Genomic DNA, 11638 nt, shown 5'->3' with positions numbered 1-11638 from the left:
GCGCCCGCGGTTGTGTAACATCGACGTTCCGGACCACGGCAGGGGAGCTGCAGTGCCGTCCCGGACAATAAAAACAATAATCTGGGAGTCAAGCATGTCCAAGGGGCAATCCTTGCAGGATCCTTTCCTCAACGCGTTGCGTCGCGAACGGGTCCCTGTCTCGGTGTATCTGGTCAACGGCATCAAACTGCAGGGCACGATCGAGTCGTTCGATCAGTTCGTGGTCCTGCTGCGCAATACCGTCAGCCAGATGGTCTACAAACACGCCATTTCCACCGTGGTGCCGGCGCGCAACGTGCGCGTGGGACCGGGCGGCGGTTATGTGCAGCAGAACGAAGGTGGCAGTGCGGGTGATGACGAAGTCGAGTAGTTCGGTGGTAAACAGCGGAGCCGCGGGTGTTTGATCGGTCCCGCCGCGGCGAACACGCACTGCTGATCCAGCCCTACGCGGGCGGTCCGTTGGAAGACGATGTGCTGGAGGAGTTCGCCGACCTGGCGCGCTCGGCCGGCGCCAGCATCGCCGCCACCGTCACTGCGCGCATCGACAAGCCGAGTCCGGCGACGCTGATCGGCAGCGGCAAGCTGGAGGAGGTCAAGGCCGCCGCCGATGCCAGCGGCGCCGATCTGGTCCTGGTCAACCACGCGCTCAGCCCCGGCCAGGAGCGCAACCTGGAGAAATACCTGGAGCGGCGGGTGATCGACCGCACCGGGTTGATCCTGGACATCTTCGCCCAGCGCGCGCGCAGCCACGAAGGCAAGCTGCAGGTCGAACTGGCCCAGTTGCGGCACATGGCCACGCGGCTGGTGCGCGGCTGGACCCACCTGGAGCGCCAGCGCGGCGGTTCGATCGGTCTGCGTGGCCCAGGCGAAACCCAGCTGGAAACCGACCGCCGCCTGCTGCAGAAGCGTGTGGAGCAGTTGCAGAAGCGGCTGGAGAAGGTCGAGGTGCAGCACACCCAGATGCGCCGCGCGCGGGTGCGCAGCGAGCTGCCGCGGATCGCGGTGGTGGGCTACACCAATGCCGGCAAGTCGACCCTGTTCAACGCCCTGACCGATGCCGAGGCCTACGCCGCCGACCAGTTGTTCGCGACCCTGGACCCGACCGTTCGGCGCATCGCATTGCCCGGCGGCAACGCCATGCTGGCCGATACCGTCGGCTTCGTGCGCAACCTGCCGCACGAACTGGTCGCGGCGTTCCGCTCGACCCTGTCCGAGGCGCGCGAGGCGGATCTGCTGCTGCACGTGGTCGACGCCGCCGATCCGCTGCGCGAGGAACGCATCGCCCAGGTCGACGAGGTGCTGCACGCGGTCGGCGCCGGCGAGCTGCCGCAGTTGCTGGTGTTCAACAAGATCGACCGCATCGACGGCGCCGAGGTACGTCACGATGCGCAGGACGGGGTGCCGGACACGGCGCGACGCGAGCGGGTGTGGATCTCCGCGCGCGACGGCCGCGGCCTTGACCTGCTGCAGCAGGTGCTCGGCCAGCGGCTGGGCCTGCGCCACGTGCAGGGCAGCCTGCGCCTGCCGCCGAGCGCCGGGCGCCTGCGCTCGCAACTGCACCAGTTGCAGGTGATCCGCAGCGAGCAGGCCGACGAGGACGGCTGGCTGCTGCAGGTGGACATCCCGATCACCGAGGCCGAGCGCCTGGCCGCCGCGGCCGACGGCGCGCCGATCCGCGCATTGCTGCCGCCGCGCGAGCAGGAGGAGTGGCAACAGCGCTGAGCGGCGCGTCGGCGTTGTGCGGTCGATGCCGATTGGCGGACCGGCATGGCGGCGGGACCTGCGCCGCGTTGGCTGACGGCCGGCCATCCGTCGGCGCGCGCAGGCGCGACAGCCACGGCGAATTGGGCTACAAAGCGCACTGGTTTCCCGAGCTGTGCCATGACGCTTCCCACCGATTCGGAGTTGTTGCAACAGGCCACCGCGCTCAGCGATCGCTTGCGCACCGCGCGCGAGCGCCTGGTCACCGCCGAAAGCTGCAGCGGCGGCTGGATCGCCAAGGTGATGACCGACATCGCCGGGTCCTCGGCCTGGTTCGACTGCGGCATCGTCGCCTACAGCTACGAGGCCAAGCAGGCGCTGCTGGGCGTCCGCCCGCAGACCCTGGAGCACCACGGCGCGGTCAGCCGCGAGACGGTGATCGAAATGGTGTCCGGCGCGCTGGTCAATTCCGGCGCCAGCGTCGCGGTCGCGGTGACCGGCATCGCCGGCCCCGGCGGCGGCTCGGCGGACAAGCCGGTCGGCAGCGTCTGGCTGGGCTGGAAGCGCCGCGGCGGCTATGCCAGCGCGCAGTTGTTCCAGTTCCCGGGCGACCGCGATGCCGTGCGCCGGCAGACCGTGGCGGCGGCCCTGCGCGGCCTGGACGCGCTGTTGTGAGCGTGGCCGCGCGCCTGCGTCGAGGATGAGCGCGATGTGGGAGGCGTTGAGCACCGTCCGCGACCTGGGACGCCTGCAGGAAATCGCCTCGGTGCTGATCCGCTACGGGTTCGGCGACGTGGTCCGGCGCATCGGCATGGCCGACGTGCTGGAACGCGCCGGGCGCCTGTTGCACTGGCACAACGCCGAGGAACTGCTGCGCATGTCGGCGCCGCAGCGGGTGCGGCGCGCCCTGCAGGACCTCGGCCCAACCTTCGTCAAGCTCGGACAGGTGCTGGCCACGCGCGTGGACCTGCTGCCGCCGGAGTGGATCGACGAACTGGGCGAATTGCAGAACGCCGCGCCGGCACTGGACTACCCGCAGATCCTGCCGCAACTGATCGAGGCGCTCGGCGAGGCGCCGACGGCGATCTTCGCCGAAGTCGAGGAAATTCCACTGGCTGCGGCCTCGCTGGCGCAGACCCACCGCGCCTGGCTGCACGACGGCACCGCGGTGGTGATCAAGGTGCGCCGCCCCGGCATCCGCGAGGTGATCGAGGCCGATCTGCGGCTGCTGGCGCGGCTGGCCGAGATCGTCGAGGCGCGTGCGCACGACCTCAAGCGCTACCACCCGGCCGCCGTGGTGCAGCAATTCACCCTGTCGCTGCGCCGCGAGCTGGATTTCGCCGGCGAATGCCGCAATGCCGAGCGCATCGCGGCCAACTTCCAGGGACACGACGAGATCGTGATCCCGCGGGTGCACTGGCAGTGGACCTGCGAGACCTTGAACGTGCAGGACTTCGTCGACGGCATCGGCGGCCGCGACCTGGCCGCGGTCGACGCCGCCGGCCTGGACCGTCGCCAACTGGCGCGCACCGGCGCCGACATCGTGCTGAAGATGGTGCTGGAGGACGGCTGTTTCCACGCCGATCCGCATCCGGGCAACATCTTCTACCTGCCCGGCGAGCGCATCGCGGTGATCGACTTCGGCATGGTCGGGCGCATTTCCGAACAGCGCCGCTACCAAGTGGTGCAACTGCTGCACGGGCTGGTCACGCAGGACGCCGAGGCGGTGGCCGACATCCTGCTGGAGTGGACCGACGGCGAAGTCGAGGTCGATGAGGCGCGCCTGCACCTGGAAATCGCCGCCTTCGTCGACCAGTACCGCGGCGTGCCGCTGAAGGACCTGCGGGTCGGCGCGATGCTCGGCGACGTCACCGCGCTGCTGCGCCAGCACGCGCTGGCCTTGCCGGCCGACCTGGCGCTGATGATCAAGACCTTCCTGACCCTGGAAGGCGTCGGGCGCCAGCTCGATCCGGACTTCGACATGGCCGGCGCCGCCGCCCCGTACCTGGAGCGGGTGATGCTGCAGCGGTTCGCGCCGCGGGCGATGGCCCGGCGCGGCCGTCGCACCGTGCTGGGCGCGCTGGAACTGCTCGGCGACCTGCCGCGCGATACGCGCCGGCTGCTGCAGGCGGCACGGCGCGGGCGCCTGCAGTTGAACGTGGAGACCGGCTCGCTGAAAGGCTTCGGCGACCAGGTCAACCGCGCCGCCAACCGCCTGACCATGGGCATCGTCACCGCCGCGCTGATCATCGGCTCGTCGATCGTGATGAACAGCGTCGGCGGCATTTCCAGCCGCTGGCTGCTGGCGATCGGCGTCTGCGGCTTCGTCGGCGCGGCGCTGTCGGGGGTGTGGATCCTGTTCTCGATCTGGCGCAGCGGGCGCTGAGGGCCGCGCACGCTCTCGAGCATGGTCCGCCGGAAGGTGGAGCGGCTGGTCCGCAGGCACCACCTCGCTTCATCGGCGTGTCGGCGCGCACGCAATCCCTTGTGGGAGGGGCTTCAGCCCCGACGCGATGCACTCGAATCCCTCGGCACACATCGCTCTGACGCGATGCAGGGTCCAAAGAGGCGCGAGAATCAGCAGCCGCGCACCTGCCGATGACGGCATCGCAGGGCTGTCGGCGGAGTGGCCGCTACTGCCGGCAGCGAAGCGCGCCAGCACTCCAGATCCACGCGCCAGTTGCTCGCCAGCCAATTTAGTAGTATTACTACTAACCATGGACCTGACCGAAACCCAGCAGGCGATCCTCGACCTGATCGCCGAGCGCATCGAACACGATGGCGTGCCGCCGTCGCAGACCGAGATTGCCCGCGCCTTCGGCTTCAAGGGCGTACGCGCGGCCCAGTACCACCTGGAAGCGCTGGAACAGGCCGGCGCGATCCGCCGCGTGCCCGGACAGGCACGCGGCATCCGCCTGTTGGGTGGGGCGGCCGCTCCGGCCCCCGCGCCGCAGGTGGACAGCGCCGACGTGCTGCGCCTGCCGGTGCTCGGGCGCGTCGCGGCCGGCCTGCCGATCGGCGCGGACATCGGTTCCGACGACTTCGTGGTACTGGACCGGGTGTTCTTCTCGCCGGCCCCGGACTACCTGCTGAAGGTGCAGGGCGACTCCATGCGCGACGAGGGCATCTTCGACGGCGACCTGATCGGCGTGCACCGCACCCGCGACGCCCGCTCCGGGCAGATCGTGGTGGCGCGCATCGACGAGGAGATCACGGTCAAGCTGCTGAAGATCGGCAAGGACCGCATCCGCCTGCTGCCGCGCAACCCGGACTATGCGCCGATCGAGGTGCTGCCGGACCAGGAGTTCGCCATCGAAGGCCTGTACTGCGGCCTGCTGCGCCCCAACCGCTGATGCCGCGCGTGGAGCAGGGCATGCACTACAGCGCCGGCCGGAGTTTTCCGACCCCGGATATCGCCATTCGCCGCTGCCGTCGCCCGGTCCGGACGAATTATTTTCATCTCGCCACGCACTGTCTCAGTCCGTGCGATACCAGGCCCTTACATTGACCTCACTCCGCAAATCCTCCTCACCTTCCAAGGACACCACAATGGACGAGAACAAGAAGCGCGCGCTCGCTGCCGCCCTGAGCCAGATCGAGAAGCAGTTCGGCAAGGGCTCGGTGATGCGGATGGGCGATCGCGTCATCGAAGCGGTGGAAGTGATCCCGACCGGCTCGCTGATGCTGGACATCGCGCTGGGCATCGGCGGCCTGCCGAAGGGCCGCGTGGTCGAGATCTACGGTCCGGAATCCTCGGGCAAGACCACCCTGACCCTGCAGGCCATCGCGCAGTGCCAGAAGAACGGCGGCACCGCCGCGTTCATCGACGCCGAGCACGCGCTGGACCCGATCTACGCCGCCAAGCTGGGCGTCAACGTCGACGAACTGCTGCTGTCGCAGCCGGACACCGGCGAGCAGGCGCTGGAAATCGCCGACATGCTGGTGCGCTCGGGTTCGGTGGACATCGTGGTGGTCGACTCGGTCGCCGCGCTGACCCCCAAGGCCGAAATCGAAGGCGAGATGGGCGACCAGTTGCCGGGCCTGCAGGCCCGTCTGATGAGCCAGGCGCTGCGCAAGCTCACCGGCAACATCAAGCGCTCCAACACCCTGGTGGTGTTCATCAACCAGCTGCGCATGAAGATCGGCGTGATGATGCCGGGCCAGAGCCCGGAAACCACCACCGGTGGCAACGCGCTGAAGTTCTACGCCTCGGTGCGCCTGGACATCCGCCGCATCGGCGCGATCAAGAAGGGCGACGAGATCATCGGCAATCAGACCAAGATCAAGGTCGTCAAGAACAAGCTGGCGCCGCCGTTCAAGCAGGTCGTCACCGAAATCCTCTACGGCGAAGGCATCAGCCGCGAGGGCGAACTGATCGACATGGGCGTGGAAGCCAAGCTGGTCGAGAAGGCCGGTGCCTGGTACAGCTACGGCAGCGAGCGCATCGGCCAGGGCAAGGACAACGCCCGCGGTTACCTGCGCGACAACCCGCAGGTCGCGGCCAAGCTGGAAAGCGAGCTGCGCGAGAAGTTCCAGCCCACGGAAATCGCCCCGAGCGAGGCCGAGGCGGAAGACGACGACGCGTAATGGTTTTCTGCCGGGGGAGCGGTGGAGTCAGTGCCGCTCGTCTCCCTCGGCAGTCTTGAGCAAGCCAGGAGGGCGCGCGCCAGGGACGGCGCATTCTGAATCGGGGTGGCATCGCCGATGAGCGACGAACAGGCACAAGAAGCACCACGTCGGCGTCGCCGGCAACCGGAGCAGACGCCGCTGCAGAAGGCACTGGGCCTGCTGGTGCGGCGCGAGCATTCGCGCAAGGAGCTGACCCGCAAGCTGCGTGCGCGGGGCGTGGAAGCCGAGGCCGCTGCGGAAGCGGTGGAGCGCCTGAGCGGCGAGGGCTGGCAGGACGATGGCCGCTTCGCCGAACTGCTGGTGCGCAGCCGCGCCGGGGCAGGGTATGGCCCGCTGCACATCCGTGCCGAGCTTGGCACCCACGGCCTGGACAGCGAGGCCATCGCTGCCGCGATGGGCGCTTTCGAAGGCGACTGGACGGAGAACGCCCGCGATCTGGTCCGGCGTCGCTTCGGCGCCACCGGGGCGATGGACCTGCCGCAGCAGCGCAAGGCCGCCGATCTGCTGGCGCGGCGCGGTTTCGATGGCGACAGCATCCGCGCCGCGGTGCGCGACGCTGCGGAGGACTGAGCGGGCCGGGCCTGCTACCCTTGGCGAGTTGTCTTGTCCGGTTTCCGTGGCGCCCTCATCTACAGAGGAGCGCCAGGACGCCCGTCCGCTCGTCTATAGCCAGCCCATGAACGCACCCGCCAAATTCTCCACCTCCCAGATCCGCAGCGACTTCCTCGACTTCTTCAAGGGCAAGGGCCATACCATCGTGCCGTCCGCACCGCTGGTGCCCGGCAACGACCCGACGCTGCTGTTCACCAATTCCGGCATGGTGCAGTTCAAGGACGTGTTCCTGGGCGCCGAGAAGCGCAGCTATGTGCGCGCGGCGGACGTGCAGCGCTGCCTGCGCGCCGGCGGCAAGCACAACGACCTGGATTCGGTGGGCTACACCGCGCGCCATCACACCTTCTTCGAGATGCTCGGCAACTGGTCGTTCGGCGACTATTTCAAGAAGGATGCCATCGCCTGGGCCTGGGAACTGCTGACCCAGGTCTGGAAGTTGCCGGCCGAGCGCCTGCTGGTCACCGTCTACCACACCGACGACGAGGCCTACGCTTTGTGGCGCGACATAATCGGCGTGCCCGCCGAGCGCATTGTGCGTATCGGCGACAACAAGGGCGCGCCCTATGCCTCGGACAACTTCTGGCAGATGGCCGATACCGGCCCCTGCGGTCCGTGCACCGAGATCTTCTACGACCACGGCGCGCATATCGCCGGCGGTCCGCCGGGCTCGCCCGACGAGGATGGCGATCGCTTCATCGAGATCTGGAACCTGGTGTTCATGCAGTTCGATCGCCAGCCCGACGGCACCCTGGTGCCGCTGCCGGCACCCTGCGTGGATACCGGCATGGGCCTGGAGCGCCTGGCGGCGATCCTGCAGCACGTGCACACCAACTACGAGATCGACCTGTTCCAGACGCTGATCCGCAAGGCCTCCGAGCTGACCGGAACCGCCGACCTGGAGAACAAGTCGCTGCGCGTGATCGCCGACCACATCCGTGCCTGCGCGTTCCTGATCGTCGACGGCGTGCTGCCGTCCAACGAAGGACGCGGCTATGTGCTGCGCCGGATCATCCGCCGCGCCCTGCGCCATGGCTGGATGCTCGGCGTGCGCCAGCCGTTCTTCAGCAAGCTGGTGCCGACCCTGGTGGAGCTGATGGGCGAGGCCTATCCGGAACTGACCGCCGCCCAGGACACCGTGCTGCGTGCCCTGCAGGCCGAGGAGGAGCGCTTCGCCGAAACCCTCGATGCCGGCATGAAGATCTTCGAGGACGTCGCCGCCAAGGCGCAGGGCGGGGTGATCGCCGGCGAAGATGCCTTCCGCCTGTACGACACCTACGGCTTTCCGCTGGACCTGACCCAGGACATCGCCCGCGAGCGCGACCTGCGCGTTGACGAGCAGGGCTTCGAGACGGCGATGGACGAGCAGCGCCGGCGCGCGCGCGAAGCCGGCAAGTTCGGCGGCGGCGTGCAGCTGCCGGCGGACCTGGTGGCGACCCTCGTTCCGACCGTGTTCCTGGGCTACGACAGCCTGCAGGCCGACGGCCTGCGCGTGGTCGCCCTGCTCAAGGACGGTCGCCCGGTGCAGTCCGCCCAGGCCGGCGATGCGGTGATCGTGCTGACCGACAAGACCCCGTTCTATGCCGAATCCGGTGGCCAGGTTGGCGATCTCGGCACATTGACCGCCGCCGGCACCCGACTGTCGGTCACCGACACGCAGAAGTTCGCGGGCCAGTTCCACGGCCACGTTGGCACGCTGGAAGAAGGCAGCCTGAAGGTCGGCGACCTGCTGGCCGGTCAGGTCGACGCCGAGCGCCGCGGCGCCACCATCCTCAACCACTCGGCAACGCACCTGCTGCATGCGGCGCTGCGCGAGGTGCTGGGTACCCACGTCCAGCAGAAGGGCTCGCTGGTGGCGCCTGACCGCCTGCGTTTCGACTTCTCGCACTTCCAGCCGATCGCGGCCGAGGAACTGGCGCTGATCGAGCGCAAGGTCAACCAGCAGGTGCGCGCCAACAACGCTGCCGAAGTGCACCAGATGGGCATGCAGGAGGCGCTGGATTTCGGTGCGATGGCCCTGTTCGGCGAGAAGTACGGCGAGCGCGTGCGCGTGCTGAAGATGGGCGACTACTCCACCGAACTGTGCGGCGGCACCCATGTCGGGCGTACCGGCGACATCGGTTTGTTCAAGATCACCAGCGAAGGCGGCGTCTCCGCCGGCGTGCGCCGCATCGAGGCGGTGACCGGGCAGGGCGCGCTGGACTACGTGGCGGCCGAGGAGGCCAGGCTGCGTGAGGCGGCCGACTTGGTCGGCGGCAACAGCCATGACGTGGTCGACAAGATCCGCCAGCTCGGCGACCGCTACAAGCGCATGGAGCGGGAACTGGAGGCGCTGAAGGCCAAACTGGCCTCCGGCGCCACCGCCGATCTGGCCGGGTCGGCGGTCGACGTGGCCGGTGTGAAGGTGCTCGCCGTGCGGCTGGAAGGCTTCGATGCCAAGGCCCTGCGCGAGGCGATGGACCGCCTGAAGCAGCAACTGGGCGACAGCGTGATCGTGCTGGCAGGCGCCAGCGAGGGCAAGGTTGCCCTGGTCGCCGGCGTGAACGGCAGCCCAATGGGACGGGTCAAGGCCGGGGAACTGTTGAGCCACATCGCCGGTCAGATCTCTGGCAAGGGCGGCGGCCGCCCGGACCTCGCCCAGGGTGGTGGCGAGGACGGGCCCGCCCTTGCCCCTGCACTCGCCGGCGTCCCGGCCTGGGTCAAGCAACATCTCCCCTGAACACCCCAAGCCGCGCGCCTTGCTGGCAAGGCGCGGCTTCCCGTAACATCACCCCTCTTTTCACCTTTCATTTAGGCGTCCCGCAGTGCGGGCACCGTGCCGGTGAGACCCACCGGCTCCCTGGAGAATTTTAAACATGTTGATCCTGACTCGCCGGGTAGGCGAAACCTTGATGATCGGCGATTCGGTCACCGTGACGGTGCTTGGGGTCAAGGGCAATCAAGTGCGTATCGGCATCACCGCGCCGAAGGACGTTGCGGTGCATCGCGAAGAGATCTACCAGCGCATCCAGCGCGGCGACGAGCCGAACTCCCACGGCGGCGGTCACGGCGACCAATCTGCCGATTGATGCGTCGAAAGGGTTTACCTGGGACCCCACAACCCGGTATTCTTCGCGCCCGGTCGCGGAATATCCGCAGCGCAGAAATCCGGAGTGATGCCCGAGTGGCTGAAGGGGCTCCCCTGCTAAGGGAGTATAGGGTCAAAAGCTCTATCGAGGGTTCGAATCCCTCTCACTCCGCCAGTGTCAAGGAAACGCCCGCAAATCAACGATTTGTGGGCGTTTTTCTTTTTCGCCACCTTGGACGCTCGCTTGGACACTTCCATGCGAGTAGCGCACTACCTCACGCGCGGCGAGACCGGCCGCTACGACGTTCGTTTGCGCGTTCCTGCTGACCTGTAGACACAGTTCGAGCGCACGGTCTTCAATGCAGCACTGAAGTGACGTGCGATGCGCCGTGCTGCTGCAGCGTCATGCTCGCCTCTGCGCGTCGGCATGGTGGCACGTGAGCGCTGACGTGCCTTGCAGGAGTTCGAGCAGACGGTATCGCGCATGCTTGTGCTCAAGGAGCCGGTGATGAGCGCAGCGCCCTTTGACGTGTTGCATGAGGAAGCTTGGAGCCTGCCGCTGCGTTCAAGCTTCCCGTGAGTGTTTGCCGTGGGCCGTAGAGGATGAAGGCCAGGGCGATCGCTGCATCGTCCAGACTCTCTACTTTGTCGCTTTCAGTTGGTAGCAGTATCCAGGTGCATGCAGCTCGTTTTGCCACGCAATGTGATCAAGCGCGCAGGGCTCAGTGCTGTTCTGGGCAAACGCGGCCAGCGCGCCCTGAAGCGCAGCCCATCCTGCCGGTATCGATCGACCGTCTCTCCGCAGTGTGCTCTTGTCGACGATGGTGGTGAGTCAGATCGCGCTACTGCGTTTGCTTTCCGAGTTCGTCTGGACACGCGGGATGACAGTGGCAAGTCTGGCTGCAATGCTGCTTCATGTCGTTTTCCAGCCACGCATTTGCGCTGCTCATCTTGCGCCCGTCGCGTGTCGCGGTTGCAGGCTTCGCTCGGCAACGGTTGACGCGACGCCTCATTGGGATCGAAGTGCTTGAGCATGCAGGCTGGAAGCCAAGGATCTCATTGAGACGCAGGGGGAATGGCGATCCATCGATTGATTCCCATGCCCTGTCACGAAAAAATGTGCGTCGTCGCTGGATCGCGACGTTTCCTTCTTGCTCTGGTATCGAGATGCAGTCACACAAAATCCGCTTCATCATCATCGCGTTGCTTTGCCTTGGCGTCACGATCGCCAGCGCCGTCACGTTTTTCAGCAGGCCTGCGGCAGTGCCGACCCATTTGGCTGAAGCCGATGGGACGGTCGAAAAGGTGGACGCAACGCAGCGAAAGGGACGGCTTCAAAGCGTGAACTTCACCCTCGCGCCCGCCGGCGATGCATTCGAGTACTCCAGTGTGCTGCCCGGCATCGATGCGCTGTGGGGGCGTCTCAAGGTAGGATCACCGGTTCGCGTCACCTTCGACGATGCGGATGGCAAGCGATCCATCTGGGGGTTGCGCTTGGGCGATGACGTGGTCCTCACGCCCGAGCAGGCGCTCCAGGCGCGGCGCAAGAATGGCCAGGTTGGTGCCATGATCGGACTGATCGCCTTGCTTGGAGCAGGATACTTTCTGCATCGTGCTCGCAAGGCGTAGCCA

At 67.2% G+C, this 11638-nt stretch carries 10 protein-coding genes and 1 tRNA gene; all 11 read left to right on the top strand.

Features of this window, described 5'->3' with window-relative positions:
* The first annotated feature begins 94 nt into the window (after nt 1-94).
* The 11 genes from hfq to AC1G9L_RS12605 all read left to right on the top strand — a co-directional run bounded on the left by hfq (nt 95) and on the right by AC1G9L_RS12605 (nt 11635).
* Nucleotides 95-370: an RNA chaperone Hfq gene (gene hfq / locus AC1G9L_RS12655; RefSeq protein WP_010341316.1), complete on the top strand. Its 276-nt coding sequence runs from the start codon at nt 95-97 to the stop codon at nt 368-370.
* A 26-nt stretch (nt 371-396) separates the two neighbouring features.
* Entirely contained in the window at nt 397-1722 is a 1326-nt protein-coding gene (hflX, locus tag AC1G9L_RS12650) for a ribosome rescue GTPase HflX (RefSeq protein ID WP_481069238.1), read from the top strand.
* A 159-nt stretch (nt 1723-1881) separates the two neighbouring features.
* Nucleotides 1882-2376 carry a nicotinamide-nucleotide amidohydrolase family protein gene (locus tag AC1G9L_RS12645; protein WP_019800516.1) on the top strand — a complete coding sequence of 165 codons (495 nt, stop codon included), beginning with the start codon at nt 1882-1884 and terminating at the stop codon, nt 2374-2376.
* 34 nt (nt 2377-2410) lie between these two features.
* Nucleotides 2411-4087: a 2-polyprenylphenol 6-hydroxylase gene (gene ubiB, locus AC1G9L_RS12640; protein WP_481071120.1), complete on the top strand. Its 1677-nt coding sequence runs from the start codon at nt 2411-2413 to the stop codon at nt 4085-4087.
* Nucleotides 4088-4418: 331 nt separating this feature from the next.
* Entirely contained in the window at nt 4419-5054 is a 636-nt protein-coding gene (lexA, locus tag AC1G9L_RS12635) for a transcriptional repressor LexA (protein ID WP_017910626.1), read from the top strand.
* A gap of 196 nt (nt 5055-5250) precedes the next feature.
* A complete protein-coding gene (gene recA / locus AC1G9L_RS12630) occupies nt 5251-6288 on the top strand; it encodes a recombinase RecA (protein ID WP_017910627.1) in 1038 nt (345 codons plus the stop codon).
* A gap of 117 nt (nt 6289-6405) precedes the next feature.
* The gene (recX, locus tag AC1G9L_RS12625) at nt 6406-6900 is read left to right on the top strand and encodes a recombination regulator RecX (RefSeq protein ID WP_019800518.1); all 495 of its coding nucleotides are present in this window, start codon (nt 6406-6408) and stop codon (nt 6898-6900) included.
* 106 nt (nt 6901-7006) lie between these two features.
* Nucleotides 7007-9658, top strand: a complete 2652-nt coding sequence (gene alaS / locus AC1G9L_RS12620; protein WP_481069237.1) for an alanine--tRNA ligase — start codon at nt 7007-7009, stop codon at nt 9656-9658.
* 136 nt (nt 9659-9794) lie between these two features.
* Nucleotides 9795-10007 (top strand): carbon storage regulator CsrA, encoded by a 213-nt coding sequence (gene csrA, locus AC1G9L_RS12615; protein WP_010341308.1) that lies wholly within the window; start codon nt 9795-9797, stop codon nt 10005-10007.
* Nucleotides 10008-10088: 81 nt separating this feature from the next.
* Nucleotides 10089-10181 (top strand) — tRNA-Ser (locus tag AC1G9L_RS12610).
* Between the two features lie 740 nt (nt 10182-10921).
* A complete protein-coding gene (locus tag AC1G9L_RS12605) occupies nt 10922-11635 on the top strand; it encodes a hypothetical protein (protein ID WP_481069236.1) in 714 nt (237 codons plus the stop codon).
* Nucleotides 11636-11638: the final 3 nt, after the last annotated feature.

It is taken from the genome of Xanthomonas sp. NCPPB 1132, assembly GCF_056629235.1.
Note: the sequence above shows the minus strand (reverse complement) of the source record. Positions and strands in the feature narration are given on the sequence as shown.